The sequence below is a fragment of the Dryocola sp. LX212 genome, from assembly GCA_041504365.1.
Taxonomy (GTDB): Bacteria; Pseudomonadota; Gammaproteobacteria; order Enterobacterales; family Enterobacteriaceae; genus Dryocola.
Map to the genome: position 1 here is coordinate 4,248,760 of CP167917.1, position 19,739 is coordinate 4,268,498.

Sequence of the window (19,739 nt, forward strand, 5' to 3'; positions counted from 1 at the left end):
TGTCATGCCGATGAAGCATGCCACGCGCGGCGCAAGGCCTGGGCAAGCTGAAGCTGACTAAATGGTTTCCGCAGCAGCTCTACGTCCGGCAGTCGCCGCCCGCTGGCGCGCAGGTCCTGACCGCTGATTAACAATAATGTGAGCTGCGGATAATACTCCCGCGCGTGCTGTAAAACCTCCGCTCCGCTCTTGCTTCCGGGCAGCATTAAATCACTGATGAGAATGCTGATATCCGGTACCTCAGCCAGCATGCTGATAGCCTGTTCGCTGTCTGCCGTTTCCAGCGTCAGATATCCCAACTGATGGAGCTGTTCGCACAATGTCTGACGGACATCATGTTCATCCTCCAGCACCAGCACCAGCTGGTCCTGAATCTCATTAGCGGGGGGCATCAATGGCGAAGGACGCTCCACCGCCTGTGCGGGCGCTCGCGGCAACTGTAACCGTACCAGTGTCCCCTGTCCTGGCGCGCTTTCAATCTGCACACAGCCTCCGGACTGGCGCACAAAGCCGTAGACCATCGACAGGCCAAGACCGCTGCCGCTGCCGGTCTGTTTGGTGGTAAAGAACGGCTCAAAAACCTGCGCTTTTATCTCAGCCGACATCCCGTGCCCGGCATCAATCACTTCAAGGGCGACCATATCCTGCTTACGCCCACTGGCGCGCACTACCCGCTGATTCCAGGTGCGGATTTTTATGCTCCCCGCCTGCCCGTCCATGGCGTCCCGGGCGTTCATGACCAGGTTGATAATAGCATTCTCCAGCTGATTCACGTCAATCCATGCGGGCCATGCCGGCTGCTGCGCTTCAATGTCCAGCGACAGTCCGGCAGGAAGCGAATGGCGTATCAGCGGGTCGAGGTTCTCCAGCAGGCTTTTCATGGCGACGGCGTGCGGATGCAGCGATTGCTTGCGCGAAAACGCCAGCAGACGCTGGGTCAGCTGCGCGCCGCGTTCCGCAGCTCTAAGGGAACGGGTAACGCGTGCGGCATCCGGCGAATCCGTGGGAATAAGCTCGAGGCTGCCTACGATCACCGCCAGCAGGTTATTGAAATCATGCGCCAGACCGCCGGTAAGCTGCCCCACCGCCTTCATTTTCTGGCCGTGTACCAGCGCTTCCTCCAGCGCCTTACGCTCGCTTCTCTCCAGCACCAGGTTGACCATGCCGCGCCCCGGCACCGGGCTGAAGCGCAGTTCGATGGTTCTGTTATCTTCCAGCCGCAGCTCCTGCGGCTTTGGCCGCGGTCGGGAGAGATTTTCCAGAATATGCTGCTGCAAAGAGGTGACCTGCTTTAACAGAGCCAGATAGTGCTGGCCGCGCTGTAGCTGCTCCGGCTTTAGTCCCAGCAGCAGCGGATAATGCGGATTCCACACCACCAGACAACCGTCGTTATCAAACAGGGCAAAACCGTCCCGCATGGCGTGGAAGGTCGTTTCCAGCTGCGTGCTTTTTTCCTTCAGCAGCTTCGAGGTATGTTCCAGAGAGGCGGTATTGCGCGCAAAAACGTTAAACGCGCGTGCCAGCTCGCCAAGTTCATCCCGCCGATGTAATGCCGGGACGCTGACATCCCGCTCCCCACGGGCCAGCCGAGTCATAGCTTGCGAAATAGCCGTCAGGTTTGAACCCAGATTGCGGTAGATATACCAGCCGGCAAATCCGGTGATAACCAGCGCCAGCAGGGCGAAAAGCCCGATAAAGGAGATGATGGACTGGAGATCTATATGGCTTTGCTCCGTGCGGTTCAGCGACTCCCGCCCGACCTTTTGCACATAAAGATTGATGTCCTGATTCAGGAACGCCACCAGCGCCTTGATGTGATACATAAACCAGGCGATGGCGAGATCGCTGTTATCAAGCTGCTGAGAAAGCGGCAGCAAAAGGCGCAAATGAGCGCGCATCTCCTGCAAAATATCATTTACCGGCGGCGACTGAGCAGCAGCGGGTAGCGTAGCCATGACTTCGGTTAACTGCGCTACCGTGGCTTTGGGGGACGGCGTCTGGATGGCAATCAGAATCAGCCGATCCAGCTCTGCGAGCAGGGCCGCATCCGGCACGTTCAGCCCGTCACGGGCGTTGATATCCTGAATGTGGTGTAAATAACTCTGATTCTGGTAGAGCGCGCTGAGCAGGTCGTTACGCTCCAGGTGACGGTGATGGCCCAGCTCCAGCATGCGCGTCACGCTGCTTTCCAGCTCGTTGCTTCTTTCGGTAATGCGCGCCACCAGCTGCGGCTCATGGCGGGCGAGCGGCGCGTTCGCCAGATGGCTCAGGGAGTTCTGCAAAGCCAGCTGCGTTTGCTTAAGCTGCGCGGCTTCGCTCTGGTATTCCAACGCCCCCACAACCTGCGTCAGCCGCACCGCCGCCGTCGCCACGTTTGCCGTATCCCTCGCCAGCTCCATGCTGCCGGACATGTCGCTTAGCGTTTGTCCCTGCACCTGCTCCTGTAAACGGCTGGCGTGCTGGAAGCCCAGCACCGCCACGCCGCAGACCATCAACGTTACCGCCATCACCAACAAATTGAAGGACAGCAGGCGGCCACGAGCGCTGGAAAAAAACGGTGTTTTGGGTTGCGGCATGCTGGCTCCGGTCTGCATTAACGGTGGATGCGCATCGCTTATCCACCCTACAGGTTTAGCCTATGACATCTGTTATCGAATCATTCCCAGCCGGTAATGTGATCGCGGTTAACTATTCACTACTATGACAAATATGAACGGCTTCTGACATTTTGCATTTACCCGCGTGTGGTTGACTGGCAGCAATCGAAACCTTATCCGCAGGAGCCGCGCCATGAGTAGCGTTCCCATTCTGGAGATGCGCAATATTGCCAAATCTTTTGGCAAGTTCTATGCGCTGAAAGGCGTCGACCTGACGGTGTTCCCCGGCGAAATTCACTCGTTGATGGGCGAAAACGGCGCGGGTAAAAGCACGCTAATGAAAATTCTCGCCGGGGCCTACACCGCCACCAGCGGCGAAATCCTTATTGAAGGGCAGCCCTACAGCATTAAGGGGCCAAAAGACGCGCTCAGCGCAGGCATCACGCTTATCTATCAGGAAATGCAGCTGGCCCCTAACCTCACCGTTGCGGAGAACATCTTCCTCGGCAGCGAACTTTCACGCGGCGGGCTGGTGCAGCGCAAAGCGATGGTGATACAGGCCCAGACGGTGATTGACCGCCTCGGCGCCCAGTTTAAGGCCAGCGATTTAGTGATGAAGCTGACCATTGCCGAACAGCAGCAGGTAGAGATTGCCCGTGCGCTGCACCGCAACAGCCGAATTTTAGTCATGGATGAGCCAACCGCTGCGCTTTCGTCGCGTGAAACCCACCGTCTTTTCGAGCTGATTATGCGACTGCGCGATGAGGGAATGGCGATTATCTATATAAGCCACCGGATGGCGGAGGTTTATGAATTATCGGATCGGGTTAGCGTGCTGCGCGACGGGCAGTACGTTGGCAGCCTGACGCGCGAAAATCTCAACGCCAGCGAGCTGGTTCGTATGATGGTTGGGCGTCCGCTGAGCGATCTGTTCAATAAAGAACGAGATATCCCGTTAGGTAACCCGCGCCTCAACGTCCACCACCTGACGGACGGCGGTAAAGTCCAGCCGGTGAGCTTGCAGGTACGCTCCGGGGAAATCGTCGGCCTTGCTGGGCTGGTCGGAGCCGGACGTTCTGAGCTGGCACAGCTAATTTTTGGCGTCCGTAAATCCTCCGGCGGTACGGTAGAAATCGACGGGAATCCCGTCACTATCCGCTCCCCGCGAGAAGCTATTCAACACGGCATCGGCTTTCTGACCGAGAACCGTAAAGAACAGGGTCTGTTCCTGGAGCTGGCGGCGCAGGACAACATCACCATGGCCACGCTCGAACGCGATGCCCGCTACGGCTGGCTGGATCGCAAGAAGGCCCAGACGATTTCTGACGATGCCATCAGCCTGCTGAATATCCGCGTGCCGCATGCGCAGGTGCGCGCCGGGGGCCTGTCCGGCGGCAACCAGCAGAAGCTACTGATCTCCCGCTGGGTGGCGATCGGCCCGCGTATTTTGATCCTCGACGAGCCAACCCGTGGGGTAGACGTTGGGGCGAAAAGTGAGATCTACCGGATCATGAGCCAGATGGCCCGTCAGGGCGTGGCGATCCTGATGATCTCAAGCGAGCTGCCGGAAGTCGTCGGCATGAGCGATCGCGTTTACGTGATGCGGGAAGGCAGCATTGCGGGTGAACTTCACGGTAGAGATATCACGCAAGAGAACATTATGACGCTGGCAACCGGCGTGGAAGATGCCCAGAAAAAGGTGGTGCAGCATGGCAATTGATCAACCTAAAGACACGCGGCAGGCACCAGTGCCTCCACGTGAGGTCGCTAAATCGGCCTCGCTGAAAAAAGCGCTTTTTGGCGATTTGATGCAAACGGTGGGGATATTGCCCATTCTGATCCTGATCGTCGCCGTTTTTGGCTTTATCACCCCGAACTTCTTTACCGAATCTAACCTGCTTAACATCGCCAGGCAGTCTTCGATCAATATCGTTCTCGCCGCTGGGATGACCTTCATCATTCTGACCGGAGGGATTGACCTGTCCGTGGGCTCGATTCTGGGCACCACGGCGGTGACGGCGATGGTGGTGTCGCTGATGCCGGGCTGGGAGTCGCTGTCGATTCCCGCCGCGCTGATGATGGGCACCGGGCTTGGGCTGTTTAACGGCATGTTGGTTGCCTGGGCGGGACTGCCGCCCTTTATCGTCACGCTCGGCACCTATACCGCCCTGCGCGGCGCGGCTTACCTGCTGGCGGACGGCACCACGGTCATCAACTCCAATATTAACTTTGAATGGATAGGCAACTCGTATCTTGGCCCCATTCCCTGGCTGGTGGTTATTGCCCTGGCGGTGATTGTGGTGTGTTGGTTCATCCTGCGTCGTACCACGCTCGGCGTACATATCTACGCTGTGGGCGGCAACATGCAGGCCGCACGCCTGACGGGCATTAAGGTCTGGCTGGTGCTGCTGTTTGTCTACGGCATGAGCGGGCTGCTTTCCGGGCTTGGGGGCGTGATGAGCGCTTCCCGACTGTACAGCGCCAACGGCAACCTTGGCATGGGCTACGAGCTTGACGCCATCGCGGCGGTGATCCTTGGCGGCACCAGCTTTGTGGGCGGGATTGGCACCATTACCGGCACCCTGGTGGGAGCGCTGATTATCGCCACGCTCAACAACGGCATGACGTTGATGGGGGTCTCCTATTTCTGGCAGCTGGTGATCAAAGGGGCGGTGATCATCATAGCGGTGCTGATCGATAAATACCGTACCCGGCACCATCAAAGTTCATAACAACATCGCTCTTTCACAGGTCGGGTTCAGCCGACAAAACGGGCGCAAACGGTGGATGACGCTATCGCTTATCCACCCTACAAATGAGGAAAAGACCATGCGTTTAAAGCTAATTGCCACGGCTCTCATGATTGCCGCAGCGCCTTTTGTTCAGGCAAAAGAGCTGAAATCCATCGGGGTGACGGTGGGCGATCTCGCCAACCCGTTCTTCGTACAGATTACCAAGGGTGCCGAGCTTGAGGCACGCAAGCTGGCGGGGGATAACGTGAAGGTTACGCTGGTCTCCAGCGGTTACGATCTGGGTCAGCAGGTTTCGCAGATCGATAACTTTATTGCCGCGAAGGTAGACATGATCATCCTGAACGCGGCGGATTCGAAAGGGATCGGGCCGGCGGTAAAACGTGCGAAAGATGCGGGGATCGTCGTTGTCGCCGTTGACGTCGCAGCGGAAGGTGCGGATGCGACGATCACCTCGAACAACACCCAGGCGGGCGAAATGGCCTGTAAGTACATTGCGGAGCGCTTAAAAGAGAAAGGCAACGTGGTGATCATCAACGGGCCGCCGGTATCCGCCGTGCAGAACCGTGTCGAAGGCTGCGTGACCGAATTTAAAAAGCACCCGGATATCAAGATCCTCTCCTCTAATCAGAACGCTAAAGGCAGCCGTGAAGGTGGCCTTGAAGTCATGACCTCCCTGCTGGCGGCGAATCCGAAGATCGACGGCGTGTTTGCGATCAACGATCCGACGGCGATCGGCGCCGATCTCGCGGCGAAACAGGCACAGCGTAACGAGTTCTTCATCGTTGGCGTGGACGGGAGTCCGGACGCAGAAGAAGCGCTGAAGCGCGGCGGCAATACGCTGTTCGTGGCGACGCCAGCCCAGGATCCACAGGTCATGGCGGCTAAAGCCGTGGAGATCGGTTATGACATCCTTCAGGGCAAACCAGCCCCTAAAGAACCCGTGCTGATCCCGGTAACAATGATTGATAAGAACAATATCGGCACCTATAAGGGCTGGACGGTGAAGTAAGATTTTCCCCTCACCCCTGCCCTCTCCCCAAAGGGGCGAGGGGGAAAACCTGGAGGCGCGATGAAACGTTCAGAAGTGAACCAGATCCTTTCTCAAACTCGTGATTTCTTTATGCAGCACGACGTGCATTTGCCTCCCTTCGCCGCATACGATCTGACGAAGTGGCAACAGCTGGATAAAGAACTCTGGCAAGAAGTGTTCGATCTTAAACTCGGCTGGGATGTGACGGCCTTTGGCGGCGACGATTTCCTGGCTCAGGGGTTGACGCTATTCACCTTGCGTAACGGCTCGCCGGAGGGTGTGCCCTACCCTAAATGTTACGCCGAGAAGATTATGCACGTCCGTGAAGGGCAGCTTACCCCGATGCATTTCCACTGGCGTAAACGCGAGGACATTATCAATCGCGGCGGCGGCAATCTGGTTGTCGAACTGTGGAATGCAGACCAGTTTGAGCAACCGGAAGAGAGTGACGTTACGGTGGTTATCGACGGCTGCCGCCAGACCGTAGCGGCGGGAAGCCAGATGCGCCTTTCACCAGGGGAAAGCATCTGTCTTGTACCCGGTGTTTATCACAGTTTCTGGGGAGAATCTGGCTACGGCGACGTGCTGGTCGGTGAGGTGTCGACAATCAATGACGACGATCGTGATAACCGTTTCCTGAAGCCGCTGGCACGCTTTAATGGCATCACCGAAGACGAACCGACGCGGCTCCTGTTGTGCAATGAGTATCGCCAGTACTTTTAATTATCCAGGCATCACTGCAGAATTTGGGAGCTTTATAGATTAAAAACAATCATTATTATTTTTTTAAGTAATAGCTAAGATGCGAAACAGATTACAGAAATATGTAATTGCTCGAACTAAATTACATCAGGTTTCCCATTCCAAATATTTAAATTCTCAGTAAACTACATCGCGGGTGCTTAGGGCTTTCTGTCCTGAGCACAGTGAGGGATATTCCTGAACGTCAGGAAAAAGAAAGCCCCGGGCAACTTTAACGTTAACCCGAGGCTATCCCTCAACTCCACACAAGTTGAGATTAGCCTCTTATTCGCCGCAAGGCAAGGAGAAGAGGCATGAAGCCAACAAAATCTATTGTCCTGTGTCTGTTAATTGTTTGCGTAACAATAATAGTCATAACCTTATTAACGCGCCGCGATTTATGTGAAGTGAAAATAAGGACCGACAATCAGGAGGTGGTGGCTAAGCTGGCCTGCTCATTCGCGGGCTAGCGCTCAACGGGCGGGGTTCGCCCCGCCCAACTTGTGAAGGTTAAGGGAGAAGTCTTAAGCACCCATTCTTGACATAAATATTTTACGCGGCGTTATTTTCAGAATGAATAATATCTGCGGCGAATACATAACCCACTCCGCGAACGGTTCTTATTAAAGTGGGCTGATGCGGATTCACCTCTATTTTTCGGCGCAGTCTCATAATGAGAACATCAATCGTTCTGTCGAAGATATCCATAGTTTCACTGTGCGTTAACTCAAGTAACTTTTCGCGGGATAAAACCTTGCGGGCATTTTGGATAAGTGCCAGCAGCAACCCGTACTCTCCCTGCGTCAGATCCACCTGACCCGCATGAGGATCGAAAAGCTGGCAACGATCCCTGTCCAGGCACCAGCCGTTAAACTGTAGCCCCCTGCCTCCCTGTGGCAAAGCTTCTGTCGCCAGCACGCCCGTGCGCCGCAAAGCGGCTTTCAGGCGGGCAACGACAATCCGCGGATTAAAAGGTTTAGCAATGTAGTCATCCGCGCCCATTTCCAGCCCGACCACAACGTCTGATTCACTTCCCAGCCCGGTCAGCATTACCACCGGTAATTCGGGCCGCTGCCGCTGGATCTGCTGTAAAACCTGTAGACCGTTAATATCCGGCAGCATCATATCCAGCAGAACCAGCGCGATGTCTGGCCGCCCGGCAATCGCCTTCAGCGCCTCGTTGCCCGTATGACAAACCGTCACTGTAAAAACGTGCTCATTAAGCGTATCGCGCAGCACCTCGCAAATCGCCAGATCGTCATCCACCACCAGTATCACAGGTTTCATTATTTTCTCCGGGGAGGAGGCCAGGGGAATGGTAAGAGTGTGGGTGATTGTTGAAGGAGTGCCGCATAAATGGCAACTACGGATGCTGAATATTCAACCAGCGTCACAAAGGGCGGGCAGCTCGTCACGTCATTTTTGACGATGTGATGGTTTTCGTCAGGCTTGCATGGCCTCCGGTCGGGCAAATACCCCTAACAATGATGTGGCATAGATAATGCATTACTCGGGTAGATGTGACGAACCTACAGGCGTCACACCCTTTAGCATTGACTGGAGCAACAGGATGAAAAAAGTCGTCACGGTTTGCCCCTATTGCGCCTCGGGTTGCAAAATCAACCTGGTGGTCGATAACGGCAAAATCGTCAAGGCGGAAGGCGCGCAGGGTAAGACCAATCAGGGCGATCTGTGCCTGAAAGGCTATTACGGCTGGGATTTCATTAATGATACTAAAATCCTCACCCCGCGCCTGAAATCGCCAATGATCCGCCGCCAGAAAGGCGGAAAGCTTGAATCCGTAAGCTGGGATGAGGCGCTGAACTATGTGAGCACTCGCCTTAGCGAAATCAAAGCGAAGCATGGCCCGGATGCCATCATGACCACGGGTTCATCCCGTGGTACGGGCAACGAGACTAACTACATCATGCAAAAATTTGCGCGCGCCGTTATTGGTACCAATAACGTTGACTGCTGCGCACGCGTCTGACACGGCCCATCGGTTGCAGGTCTGCACCAGTCGGTCGGTAACGGCGCTATGAGCAACTCAATCGTCGAGATTGAGGATACCGATTTAGTCTTTGTCTTCGGGTATAACCCGGCTGATTCACACCCGATCGTGGCAAATCGCGTTATTCGTGCGAAGCAGAAAGGGGCGCAAATCGTGGTTATCGATCCGCGTAAAATTGAAACCGCGCGTATTGCCGACCTCCATTTGCAGCTGAAAAATGGATCTAACATCGCCCTGCTTAACGCGATTGGGCATGTGATCATCGAAGAGAATCTTTACGACAAAGCCTTCGTGGCGGAGCGTACTGAAGGCTTCGATGAGTACCGTAAAATTGTGGAGGGCTACACGCCTGAATCCGTGGAGGAGATAACCGGCCTGAAGGCTGCTGATATCCGCACGGCGGCACGTATGTACGCGAATGCAAAAACGGCGACCATCCTGTGGGGCATGGGTGTTACCCAGTTCTATCAGGGCGTGGAAACCGTGCGCTCGCTGACCAGCCTTGCGCTGATGACCGGTAACCTTGGCAAGGCCAACGTCGGCGTTAACCCGGTGCGCGGCCAGAACAACGTTCAGGGTGCCTGCGATATGGGCGCGCTGCCGGATACCTATCCGGGCTACCAGTACGTGAAGGACGAAAAGAGCCGCGAGAAGTTCGCCAAAGCCTGGGGCGTGCCGTCATTACCGGCGCACACGGGTTACCGTATCAGTGAGATCCCTCACCGCGTTGCGCACGGCGAAGTGCATGCGGCCTATATTATGGGTGAGGATCCGCTACAAACGGATGCGGAACTTTCAGCGGTTCGTCAGGCGTTTGCCGATATGGAGCTGGTCATCGTGCAGGATATCTTCATGACCAAAACCGCAGCGGCCGCCGATGTGCTTTTGCCGTCCACCTCCTGGGGTGAACATGAAGGTGTTTATACCGCCGCCGACCGCGGTTTCCAGCGCTTCTTTAAAGCGGTAGAACCCAAGTGGGATCTGAAAACGGACTGGCAGATCATCAGCGAAATCGCCACCCGCATGGGTTACGACATGCATTACAACAACACCCAGGAAATCTGGGACGAATTACGTGACCTTTGCCCGGACTTCTTTGGTGCGACCTACGAGAAGATGGGCGAGCTGGGGTATATCCAGTGGCCATGCCGCGATACCGATGAGTCGGACCAAGGGACTTCCTTCCTCTATGACGGCAAGTTCGACCGCGAAAACGGCCTGGGACAATTCTTCACGTGCGACTGGGCGCCGCCGGTCGATCGCATCACCGAAGAGTACCCAATGGTGCTGTCGACGGTGCGAGAAGTGGGCCATTACTCCTGCCGTTCAATGACCGGTAACTGTGCCGCGCTGGCAGCGCTGGCGGATGAACCTGGCTATGCGCAGATTCATTTCGACGATGCCGCTCGTCTGGGCATTGAGGATGAAGCGCTGATCTGGGTGCATTCGCGTAAAGGGAAAGTCATTACACGTGCAAACGTGAGTGAACGTCCTAATAAAGGCGCGGTGTACATGACCTACCAGTGGTGGATCGGTGCCTGTAACGAGCTGGTGACGGAAAACCTCAGCCCGATTACCAAAACGCCGGAGTATAAGTACTGCGCCGTGCGTGTAGAAAAGATTGCCGATCAGCGGGCAGCCGAGCAGTACGTGATTGATGAGTACAGCAAGCTGAAGGCCAGCCTGCGCGAAAGCGCTGCCGGCTGATAGCACCAAACGGTCCTGGTGAACCATCATCAGGGCCGTTACCCCCTCCAGAACGCCTCCCCCGACACAGTCAGGCGATCCCTGTTATCGTCAAACAATAAATAACCGTGAGCAATATACTCACGTCCTTCCATACTTATGCCATATGGCAAATGTTTGCTTACCTACACTGGATCTCTGCCGCTCCGGGAGAAATAAAATGAAGTTGCCTTTCAAGCCTCACATTCTCACCCTGCTTTGCAGCGCCGGTATTCTCGCGGCTTCAGGTGTGCTTTATGTCAAAAGCCGTGCGCCTGAGACGGTGACACCGGCACCAGCTATAGCGGTTCAGTCCGTGGCGACACCAACTCCGACGACGATGCCAGCGCCAGCAACGCCCGCTTATACTACTGCACAGCTCGACCAGTTGGTTGCTCCTGTCGCCCTTTACCCTGACGCCCTTCTTTCCCAGGTGCTCATGGCGTCGACCTACCCGGCAAACGTTGTTCAGGCCGTGCAGTGGTCTCAGGATAATCCCACCCTGCAAGGGGATGCGGCTATTCAGGCGGTGTCGAATCAGCCCTGGGATCCCAGCGTTAAATCACTGGTGGCCTTCCCGCAGCTGATGGCGCTACTCGGTGAAAACCCTCAGTGGGTGCAGAATCTTGGCGATGCGTTTTTAGCGCAGCCACAAGATGTGATGGATTCGGTGCAGAAATTACGTGCACTGGCCCAGCAGACCGGCTCGCTGAAATCCACGCCTGAACAAAAGGTTACCAGTACTCCGGTGGTGGTGAATCAGACGAATAATGTAAACACCACCGGGCAGAAAAGCAGCGTGCCAGCCCCGGCAGCCACGGTCAGCAGCGCTCCGGCACCGCAGGTCATTACTATCGAGCCGGCTAATCCGCAGGTGGTTTACGTCCCCAATTACAATCCATCGACGGTTTACGGTGCATGGCCAAATACCAGCTATCCGCCGGTATACCTGCCACCGCCTCCGGGGGAACAGTTCACCGACAGCCTGGTCCGCGGTTTTGGATATAGCCTTGGCATAGCCACCACCTACGCCCTCTTCAGCAGCATCGACTGGCATGATGACGATGATTACCATCATCATGACGGCAACTACAACAGCGGCAATAACATCAACGTTAACGTCAATAATTATAACCGGATAACCGGCGGTCATCTGGCGGAGAACGGCGGGCCTGTACACTGGCAGCACAATCCTGCTTTCCGGGACGGCGTGCCTTACAAGAGCGGTGCCGTAGCCCAGCGCTATCATCAGACTAACGTGGCGGGCGGCCTGAGCGCCACGCAGCATGGGCTACGAACACGGGACAGCCAGCGTCAGGCCGCAATGCAGCAGCTTCAGCAAAGCACTGGCCTGAACCCACAGGGAAAAAATCTTTCCAACGTTTCCCGCAACGTGCAGCGCGATAATGCTTCAAAACAGCTCAGCCAGATTGCCCAGCGTAATAACTACCGGGGTTATGATTCCAGTAACCAGGATGCTCGTCGTGAAGCGGCGCGCAATCAGCTGAAAAACCCAACCGCGACGCAACAGCAGCATCGTGAGGCGGTGAAGAATCAGGTTAAAAACCCAACCGTAGCGCAGCAGCAGCATCGGGAGGCGGTGAAAAACCAGGTGAAACACCCGACGCAGCAACAGCAGCAGCATCGTGAGTCAGTGAAGAAAAATGTCGCCAGCGCCACGCCGGCGCAGCGTCAGCAGCATGTCAACGCCTTGCGTAGCAATGCGCTAAGCGGCAATGACAGCCGATCGCCGTCCTGGCAGGCCCAGCACCAGCGCGGGACACAAAGCCTAAAGCACGCCAGCTTTAGCGGTCAGAATCGGGCCGCAGTGCGCGAGCGTGCACCAGAACATCGCGAATTTCATCGCCGTTAATAAGGGAAAGGATAATGAATAAGTTTCTGTCTTTAAGCGCGCTTTCCCTGTTGATGCTTCCGCTTCTTGCCCAGGCACAACAGACGTTTACCACGCCTGACCAGGCTTCTGTCGCGCTTCACGAGGCGATAAAAAAACAGGATCGGGCCGCGCTCACCTCATTGCTGGGTGACAACTGGCAGCAGATCCTGCCACCTGAAGGAGTAGACCCGGCGGCGGTAGCTCGCTTCCTGCGCGACTGGGATCTGGGCCATCGTACCGAGCTGCAGGGCCACGTCGCGCATCTCAACGTCGGTAAACAAGACTGGCAGCTGCCTCTGCCGATAGTCAAAACTGACAAAGGCTGGCATTTCAACACGCCGGGTGCGGCGGATGAAATCCTCACCCGCACGATTGGCCGCAATGAACTATCAGCCATCGAAGCCGCACATGCCTACGTCGCCGCGCAGCAGGATTATTATCAGCTTAATCAGTCCTACGCGCAGAAATTCATGAGTAGCGAGGGCAAAAAAGACGGGCTCTACTGGCCTGTTTCTGCCGGGGAAGCACCAAGCCCGTTAGGCCCGGCCTTCAGCCCTGAACAACCGGGCATGGGTTACCACGGTTACCATTTCCGCATCCTGACAGCACAGGGAGCCAAAGCCGAGGGAGGGGAAAAACAGTACCTGAAAGAGGGCAGGATGACCGACGGTTTCGCGATGATTGCCTGGCCGGTGACCTACGGAGAGACGGGCATCGCCACCTTTATTGTCGATAGCCAGGACCAGGTTTATCAGGCTGACTTAGGCGAAGAGACGGCGAAGAAAGTAGAAGCTATCACCTCCTTTGCCCCTGATAATAGCTGGCAGGTTGTGACGCAATAAGTCAGATCGATTATTTTCGAAGAGTGGATAAGCGAGATAGCATCCACCAAAAAAATCAGGGCGGGAGAAGCGCATGCTTGCCCGCCCTGCTTCACTGTTTATAGCCTTTAAGTATTTGCTTTATCTGAGAATTTCCCCAGCATCTCCCGCTCATAAGCGGCTGCTTTTTTCGCGTCGAACTTATGCTCCCACTTGGCGATAACCAGCACCGCCAGCGCGTTGCCCACTACGTTAAGCGCGGTACGCGCCATATCGAGGATGCGGTCCACGCCCGCGATAAAGGCCAGACCTTCCAGCGGAATACCCACACTCCCCAGCGTAGCCAGCAGTACGACGAACGAGACGCCCGGCACGCCCGCAATGCCTTTTGACGTCACCATCAGCGTCAGCACCAGCAGAATTTCCTGTCCCAGGGACAGCTCGATGCCGTAAAGCTGGGCGATGAAGATTGCCGCAATGCTCTGGTAAAGCGTTGAGCCATCGAGGTTAAAGGAGTAGCCGGTCGGCACCACGAAGCTGGTGATGGAGGCAGGCGCGCCGTAGGCTTCCATCTTTTCAATGATGCGTGGCAGCACGCTTTCTGAGCTGGCGGTGGAGTATGCCAGAATGAGTTCGTCTTTGAGAATCCGTATCAAAATGAGAATTCGTAGGCCGCACAGACGCGCCACCGCGCCCAGCACCATCAGCGCGAAAAAGAGAATCGCGAAGTACACCAGCAGCACCAGCTTAAGCAGCGGCCACAGTGAAGCAAAACCAAAGTTTGCAACGGTCACCGAGATCAGCGCAAAGACGCCGATCGGGGCGTATCGCATCACCATGTGCGTCACTTTAAACATGGTTTCTGAGATAGAGCGGAATACCGTCACCAGCGGCTCCCGATGCGCCGACGGCAGCGACGAAAGGCCCAAACCAAACAGCACCGAGAAGAAGATAATCGGCAGCATGTCACCCTTCGCCATGGAGGCAATGATGTTAGTCGGCACCAGGGAGAGAATCGTCCCCATTAAACCGTGGGCATGGCTCTGAACATCCTGAGCGGTGTGTTCGTATTTCGAAATATCCACGCTGGCAAGCTGCGCCATATCAATGCCGTGTCCCGGCTGGAACACGTTGGCAAGGGTAATCCCTAGGATGATGGCAACTGTCGTGATCACTTCGAAATAAAGAATGGTTTTCGCACCGATTCGCCCAAGCTGTTTGGCGTCGCCCACGCCTGCAATCCCGACTATCAGGGTCGAGATAACAATCGGCACAACAATCATTTTGATCAGGTGAATAAAGATATCCCCTGCCGGAGAGAGCAGGTTGGTGATAAGCCATTCACGGCTGTCACTTTGATAATGCAGGACGCTTCCCAGCGCGATACCCAGTACTAACGCGAGCAAAATTTGCCAGGCGAGGCTGACCTTAGGTTGTTTCATAACGATTTTATTCCTCAATAAAACGCCGTTCCCACGCTGTAGTCCTGTGAGAACGTCACAAACTGGAAGGGGTAAGACATACGTCAGGTATTACGAGGGGCTTTTTCAAGCGGCGTTATGAGTATCATTTGTACGGCGTGCTGCGCAACCCTGCAATTTCAGGGATATACGCTTCAAATGGCATCAATAACAGGACTTTAGATAAATCTTCTGCAGTAACATGTTGTTATAAAATGTATTTATCTGTTTCATTTTCAATTTATTCATGTTGTGAATTATTTCTCCAGAATCATCTGTTTGTTGGATATTTCGACAAATGAATTAATGCGTGATCTGTCGCCCAAAAAGTAAACAAAGCTGTTCAACCCCCTACAATTAACGTTTACGTGACATATTATTAACAACCTCAAGGAGAAAAAAAGCCATGACACAACTACACAAACACGCCATTCCCGCAAATATTGCGGAACACTGCCTGATAAATTCCGAGCAATACCAGTCCATGTACCAGCAGTCTGTCCACGACCCGGACGCATTCTGGGGCGAACAGGGGAAAATCCTCGACTGGATCAAACCCTATCAGAAGGTGCAAAACACCTCCTTCGCGCCGGGAAACATCTCTATTCGCTGGTATGAAGACGGCACGCTGAACCTGGCCGCCAACTGCCTGGATCGCCACCTTAAAGAACGCGGCGACCAGACGGCGATTATCTGGGAAGGCGATGATGCCACCCAGAGCAAACACATTACCTACCGTGAGCTGCATCGTGATGTCTGCCGTTTTGCCAATACCCTGGTAGAACTGGGCATCAGGAAAGGCGACGTGGTGGCGATTTATATGCCGATGGTGCCGGAAGCCGCCGTGGCTATGCTCGCCTGCGCGCGAATTGGCGCCGTGCATTCCGTTATCTTCGGCGGGTTCTCTCCGGAGGCCGTGGCGGGACGTATTATCGACTCCAGCTCACGCCTGGTGATCACGGCCGATGAGGGCATCCGTGCCGGTCGTTCTATCCCGCTTAAAAAGAACGTTGATGACGCGCTGAAAAATCCCAATGTGAAAACCGTCGAGCACGTCGTGGTGCTCAAGCGTACCGGCGGCAGTGTCGAATGGCATGAGGGCCGCGACCTGTGGTGGAACGAGCTGGTAGAGAAAGCAAGTGCTCACCACCAGCCGGTTGAAATGAACGCGGAAGATCCGCTGTTTATCCTCTACACCTCTGGTTCGACCGGCAAGCCGAAGGGCGTGCTGCACACCACCGGCGGCTATCTGGTCTATGCGGCCACCACCTTCAAATACGTCTTCGATTACCATCCGGGCGACGTTTACTGGTGTACCGCCGACGTAGGCTGGGTCACAGGGCACAGCTATCTGCTGTATGGCCCGCTCGCCTGCGGTGCCGTCACGCTGATGTTTGAGGGCGTACCGAACTGGCCTGCCCCGAACCGCATGGCGCAGGTGGTCGACAAGCATAAGGTGAATATCCTCTATACCGCACCAACCGCCATCCGCGCGCTGATGGCCGAAGGAGATAAAGCTATCGAAGGGACCGACCGTTCTACACTGCGGATCCTCGGCTCCGTCGGTGAGCCGATCAACCCCGAAGCGTGGGAGTGGTACTGGAAGAAAATCGGCAACGAAAAATGCCCGGTGATGGACACCTGGTGGCAGACCGAAACCGGCGGCTTTATGATCACCCCGCTGCCGGGCGCTACAGAGCTTAAAGCCGGGTCCGCTTCACGGCCATTCTTCGGCGTGCAGCCAGCGCTGGTGGACAACGAAGGTCATCCGCAGCAGGGCGCAACCGAGGGCAATCTTGTGATTACGGACTCCTGGCCCGGCCAGGCGCGTACGCTGTTCGGGGATCATGAACGCTTCGAGCAGACCTACTTCTCCACCTTTAAAAATATGTATTTTAGCGGTGATGGCGCCCGCCGTGACGAAGACGGCTATTTCTGGATAACTGGCCGCGTGGACGATGTGTTAAACGTCTCCGGGCACCGTCTGGGAACGGCAGAAATCGAATCCGCACTGGTATCGCATCCGAAGGTTGCCGAAGCCGCTGTCGTTGGCATCCCGCACACTATCAAAGGCCAGGCGATTTATGCCTACGTCACGTTAAACCACGGCGAAGAGCCGACACCGGAGCTGTATACCGAAGTACGCAACTGGGTACGTAAGGAAATCGGCCCGCTTGCCACGCCGGATATTCTGCACTGGACCGACTCGCTGCCGAAAACCCGCTCCGGCAAGATTATGCGCCGCATTCTGCGCAAAATCGCCGCCGGGGATACCAGCAACCTTGGCGATACCTCGACGCTTGCCGATCCGGGCGTCGTCGAAAAGCTGCTGGAAGAGAAACAAGCCTTAACCATGCCTTCATAACCACTCTGTAGTTGATCCGCCCTCTCATCTGACGTTGTAGGGCGGATAAGCGAAGCGTCATCCACCGCCTTTTTTCGTGGATGGCGCTTCGCTTATCCACCCTACGGCTTTCTTCAGGTGAAGAGGGATATAAAAATAACCCTACCTCTGGAGACTCTGTGATGAATGAACTCATTTATCAACGGATAGAAGAAAGTGCGCATTTCAGGGAGCTGGTCGCTAAAAGGCAACGGTTTGCCACCATTCTGTCACTGATTATGCTGGTGATTTACGTTGGATTTATCCTGCTGATTGCTTTTGCCCCCGGCTGGCTGGGCACGCCTTTGCACGCCGGGACAACCGTCACCAGAGGCATTCCGATCGGTATTGGGGTGATTGTTATTTCATTTGTGCTGACGGCGATTTACGTCTGGCGTGCCAACGGCGAATTTGACCGTCTGACCCATGACGTCATACGCGAGGTGGATGTCCTGCGCGAGGTAAAAGCATCATGAAGCGTCTTCTTACCGCCCTTGCGGCTCCCCTTCTTACCTTGCCCGTTACCGTGCTGGCCGCCGACGCCATTACCGGCGACGTGCAGCGCCAGCCGACCAACTGGCAGGCGATTATGATGTTCGTTATTTTCGTCGCCCTGACGCTATACATCACCTACTGGGCCTCGAAAAAGACCCGTTCACGCAGCGATTATTACACTGCGGGCGGCAATATTACCGGCTTCCAGAACGGGCTGGCGATCGCGGGCGACTTTATGTCGGCGGCGTCGTTCCTCGGCATTTCCGCGCTGGTTTACACCTCCGGCTACGACGGCCTGATCTACTCGCTGGGCTTCCTGGTCGGCTGGCCGATTATTCTGTTCCTGATTGCCGAACGCCTGCGGAATCTCGGGCGCTATACTTTTGCCGATGTCGCATCATACCGCCTGAAGCAAGGGCCGATTCGTACGCTATCTGCATGTGGTTCACTGGTTGTTGTCGCGCTCTATCTCATCGCGCAGATGGTCGGTGCCGGTAAGCTCATTGAGCTGCTGTTCGGCCTGAACTACCACGTTGCGGTAGTGCTGGTGGGCGTGCTGATGGTGATGTACGTGCTGTTTGGCGGCATGCTCGCCACCACGTGGGTGCAGATTATCAAAGCCGTTCTGCTGCTGTTCGGCGCGAGCTTCATGGCCTTTATGGTGATGAAGCACGTCGGCTTCAGCTTTAACAATCTCTTCGCCGAGGCGATGGCGGTGCATCCGAAAGGTGCGGCCATTATGAGCCCCGGCGGGCTGGTGAAAGATCCGATTTCTGCCCTGTCCCTGGGGCTTGGCCTGATGTTTGGTACGGCCGGTTTGCCGCACATTCTTATGCGCTTCTTCACGGTCAGCGATGCCCGCGAGGCGCGTAAAAGCGTGCTCTACGCCACCGGCTTTATGGGTTACTTCTACATCCTGACCTTTATCATCGGCTTCGGTGCGATCATGCTGGTCGGTGCGAACCCGGCGTTTAAAGACGCGGCAGGCGCGCTTATCGGCGGTAACAATATGGCGGCGGTTCATCTGGCAGATGCGGTGGGTGGCAACCTGTTCCTCGGCTTTATCTCTGCGGTCGCCTTCGCCACGATTCTGGCGGTGGTGGCAGGGCTGACGCTGGCGGGCGCTTCGGCGGTATCCCACGACCTGTACGCCAACGTGTTCCGCAAAGGGGCTTCCGAGCGGGATGAAATTCGCGTCTCGAAAATAACGGTGCTGATCCTCGGCGTGGTCGCCATTGCGCTGGGCATTCTGTTCGAGAAACAAAACATCGCGTTCATGGTGGGACTGGCCTTCTCCATTGCCGCGAGCTGTAACTTCCCGATTATCCTGCTGTCCATGTACTGGTCGAAGCTGACCACGCGCGGCGCGATGATTGGTGGCTGGCTCGGCCTGCTGACGGCGGTGATTCTGATGATCCTTGGCCCGACGGTATGGGTGCAGGTTCTGGGTCATGCGACGGCTATCTTCCCGTACGAATACCCGGCGCTGTTCTCGATTCTGGTAGCGTTCGTTGGGATCTGGGTCTTTTCGGCGACCGATAACAGCCCTGAAGGCAACCTGGAACGCGAGAAGTTCCGCGCCCAGTTCATCCGTTCCCAGACCGGGATCGGCATTGAGCAGGGTCGCGCGCATTAAGCAATTTCCCCCGGCGCGCTCTGCGCCGGGTTCTTTAAAACATCAGCCAGCCAATTAAAGATTTACGCCGCAAATTGCCGTGCGCAGCGGGCCGTGGGATTTTCTCGCGTCGATAGTGCAGGCAGGCATTGTGCCGGCGCCTATCTGTGAGAATCTGGATGACCCCACGCTGATGTGGATGCCGGTAGCTTGC

Annotated in this window: 14 protein-coding genes and 1 pseudogene; 12 read left to right on the plus strand and 3 right to left on the minus strand. The window is 55.8% G+C overall.

Features of this window, described 5'->3' with window-relative positions:
* Positions 1-2 precede the first annotated feature (2 nt).
* The gene (locus ACA108_20435) at positions 3-2,576 is read right to left on the minus strand and encodes an ATP-binding protein (GenBank protein XEX95662.1); all 2,574 of its coding nucleotides are present in this window, start codon (positions 2,574-2,576) and stop codon (positions 3-5) included.
* A 214-nt stretch (positions 2,577-2,790) separates the two neighbouring features.
* On the opposite strand from ACA108_20435, the gene ACA108_20440 reads away from it, so the two are divergent.
* The 5 genes from ACA108_20440 to ACA108_20460 all read left to right on the plus strand — a co-directional run bounded on the left by ACA108_20440 (position 2,791) and on the right by ACA108_20460 (position 7,591).
* Entirely contained in the window at positions 2,791-4,317 is a 1,527-nt protein-coding gene (locus ACA108_20440; protein ID XEX95663.1) for a sugar ABC transporter ATP-binding protein, read from the plus strand.
* On the plus strand, positions 4,307-5,329 hold the full coding sequence (locus ACA108_20445) for a ribose ABC transporter permease (GenBank protein XEX95664.1): 1,023 nt from the start codon (positions 4,307-4,309) through the stop codon (positions 5,327-5,329). Before ACA108_20440 ends, ACA108_20445 begins: the two co-directional genes overlap by 11 nt.
* Positions 5,330-5,426: 97 nt before the next feature.
* The gene (locus ACA108_20450; GenBank protein ID XEX95665.1) at positions 5,427-6,359 is read left to right on the plus strand and encodes an ABC transporter substrate-binding protein; all 933 of its coding nucleotides are present in this window, start codon (positions 5,427-5,429) and stop codon (positions 6,357-6,359) included.
* A gap of 60 nt (positions 6,360-6,419) precedes the next feature.
* Positions 6,420-7,103: a D-lyxose/D-mannose family sugar isomerase gene (locus ACA108_20455; protein XEX95666.1), complete on the plus strand. Its 684-nt coding sequence runs from the start codon at positions 6,420-6,422 to the stop codon at positions 7,101-7,103.
* A gap of 332 nt (positions 7,104-7,435) precedes the next feature.
* Positions 7,436-7,591, plus strand: coding sequence for a Hok/Gef family protein (locus ACA108_20460; protein XEX95667.1), 156 nt, complete (start codon positions 7,436-7,438; stop codon positions 7,589-7,591).
* An 82-nt stretch (positions 7,592-7,673) separates the two neighbouring features.
* Here the strand turns inward: ACA108_20460 and ACA108_20465 are convergent, their stop codons facing one another.
* Complete coding sequence (locus ACA108_20465) at positions 7,674-8,408, minus strand: response regulator transcription factor (GenBank protein ID XEX95668.1); 735 nt, start codon at positions 8,406-8,408, stop codon at positions 7,674-7,676.
* 283 nt (positions 8,409-8,691) lie between these two features.
* On the opposite strand from ACA108_20465, the gene fdhF reads away from it, so the two are divergent.
* From fdhF to ACA108_20480, 3 genes are all read left to right on the plus strand, one after another.
* Complete coding sequence (fdhF, locus tag ACA108_20470; protein XEX95669.1) at positions 8,692-10,839, plus strand: formate dehydrogenase subunit alpha; 2,148 nt, start codon at positions 8,692-8,694, stop codon at positions 10,837-10,839.
* Positions 10,840-11,038: 199 nt separating this feature from the next.
* The gene (locus ACA108_20475) at positions 11,039-12,730 is read left to right on the plus strand and encodes a DUF3300 domain-containing protein (protein ID XEX95670.1); all 1,692 of its coding nucleotides are present in this window, start codon (positions 11,039-11,041) and stop codon (positions 12,728-12,730) included.
* Between the two features lie 14 nt (positions 12,731-12,744).
* Positions 12,745-13,593 (plus strand): DUF2950 domain-containing protein, encoded by an 849-nt coding sequence (locus ACA108_20480; GenBank protein XEX95671.1) that lies wholly within the window; start codon positions 12,745-12,747, stop codon positions 13,591-13,593.
* A 107-nt stretch (positions 13,594-13,700) separates the two neighbouring features.
* Here ACA108_20480 and gltP read toward each other — a convergent pair whose 3' ends face one another.
* Entirely contained in the window at positions 13,701-15,014 is a 1,314-nt protein-coding gene (gene gltP, locus ACA108_20485) for a glutamate/aspartate:proton symporter GltP (protein XEX95672.1), read from the minus strand.
* A 424-nt stretch (positions 15,015-15,438) separates the two neighbouring features.
* Between gltP and acs the strand changes: the two genes are divergently transcribed.
* The 4 genes and pseudogenes from acs (at position 15,439) to ACA108_20505 (ending at position 19,733) form a co-directional block, all read left to right on the plus strand.
* On the plus strand, positions 15,439-17,397 hold the full coding sequence (gene acs / locus ACA108_20490) for an acetate--CoA ligase (protein ID XEX95673.1): 1,959 nt from the start codon (positions 15,439-15,441) through the stop codon (positions 17,395-17,397).
* 161 nt (positions 17,398-17,558) lie between these two features.
* Positions 17,559-17,891 (plus strand): DUF485 domain-containing protein, encoded by a 333-nt coding sequence (locus ACA108_20495; protein ID XEX95674.1) that lies wholly within the window; start codon positions 17,559-17,561, stop codon positions 17,889-17,891.
* Positions 17,885-19,546: a cation/acetate symporter ActP gene (actP, locus tag ACA108_20500; protein XEX98176.1), complete on the plus strand. Its 1,662-nt coding sequence runs from the start codon at positions 17,885-17,887 to the stop codon at positions 19,544-19,546. The genes ACA108_20495 and actP overlap by 7 nt, the downstream gene beginning before the upstream one ends.
* Before the next feature lie 61 nt (positions 19,547-19,607).
* Positions 19,608-19,733: pseudogene (locus tag ACA108_20505) on the plus strand (LysR family transcriptional regulator).
* Positions 19,734-19,739: the final 6 nt, after the last annotated feature.

Bases quoted from the DNA above. Each gene is read 5' to 3' on its own strand.
- gltP (XEX95672.1), bottom strand. From the start codon at position 15,014: ATGAAACAACCTAAGGTCAGCCTCGCCTGGCAAATTTTGCTCGCGTTA.
- ACA108_20480 (XEX95671.1), top strand. From the start codon at position 12,745: ATGAATAAGTTTCTGTCTTTAAGCGCGCTTTCCCTGTTGATGCTTCCG.
- ACA108_20495 (XEX95674.1), top strand. From the start codon at position 17,559: ATGAATGAACTCATTTATCAACGGATAGAAGAAAGTGCGCATTTCAGG.
- ACA108_20450 (XEX95665.1), top strand. From the start codon at position 5,427: ATGCGTTTAAAGCTAATTGCCACGGCTCTCATGATTGCCGCAGCGCCT.
- ACA108_20475 (XEX95670.1), top strand. From the start codon at position 11,039: ATGAAGTTGCCTTTCAAGCCTCACATTCTCACCCTGCTTTGCAGCGCC.
- ACA108_20465 (XEX95668.1), bottom strand. From the start codon at position 8,408: ATGAAACCTGTGATACTGGTGGTGGATGACGATCTGGCGATTTGCGAG.
- acs (XEX95673.1), top strand. From the start codon at position 15,439: ATGACACAACTACACAAACACGCCATTCCCGCAAATATTGCGGAACAC.
- ACA108_20445 (XEX95664.1), top strand. From the start codon at position 4,307: ATGGCAATTGATCAACCTAAAGACACGCGGCAGGCACCAGTGCCTCCA.
- ACA108_20460 (XEX95667.1), top strand. From the start codon at position 7,436: ATGAAGCCAACAAAATCTATTGTCCTGTGTCTGTTAATTGTTTGCGTA.
- ACA108_20440 (XEX95663.1), top strand. From the start codon at position 2,791: ATGAGTAGCGTTCCCATTCTGGAGATGCGCAATATTGCCAAATCTTTT.
- ACA108_20455 (XEX95666.1), top strand. From the start codon at position 6,420: ATGAAACGTTCAGAAGTGAACCAGATCCTTTCTCAAACTCGTGATTTC.
- ACA108_20435 (XEX95662.1), bottom strand. From the start codon at position 2,576: ATGCCGCAACCCAAAACACCGTTTTTTTCCAGCGCTCGTGGCCGCCTG.